At 47.4% G+C, this 597-nt stretch carries 1 protein-coding gene; it reads left to right on the forward strand.

Annotated elements, in window-relative coordinates:
- Positions 1–597 (forward strand): alpha/beta hydrolase (locus tag ACNOHI_RS25220; RefSeq protein WP_420477472.1); only part of this gene is annotated, 597 nt, incomplete at both ends.

Genomic DNA, 597 nt, shown 5'->3' on the forward strand with positions numbered 1-597 from the left:
GAACGCGAATACTGGGTATCGCTGCCGCCCGGCTACTCTTCAGCCAAATACGCTCCCGCTAAATACCCGGTGCTCTACTTGTTCGACGGAGACGCCAATTTCCATTCCGTTACCGGAATCGTACAATCCCTGGCAAACGGGCCATATTCAAAAGTTCCGCAAATAATCGTGGTAGGAATACTGAACACCGACCGGACCAGAGATCTTACCCCTACTGCCGCCTCGCGTGAAGCATATTTTGACAAAAGCGTCCCTCTTTTCAAAAACAGCGGCGGTAACGCACAGTTTATCCGTTTCCTCGAAAAAGAGCTCATTCCATGTATCGATTCCTCCTACAGAACAGACAATTATAAAATCCTTACAGGCCACTCTTTCGGAGGACTGACGGCTGTCAATATACTGCTCAGCCACACCAACCTGTTTAACGCATATATTGCCATCGACCCAAGCATGTGGTGGGATAATAACTTTTTATTAAAAAGAGCCGACAGTCTTCTCAATAGTAAAGATTTCACGGGAGTGAGCTTATTTGCAGCCCGGGCTTATAAAGAAATAATTCCGCAGGACACGGCTACCGACATGCCGCGGTCTAATATA

This window comes from Noviherbaspirillum sp. ST9, from assembly GCF_048799745.1.
Classification (GTDB): Bacteria; Pseudomonadota; Gammaproteobacteria; order Burkholderiales; family Burkholderiaceae_D; genus Noviherbaspirillum.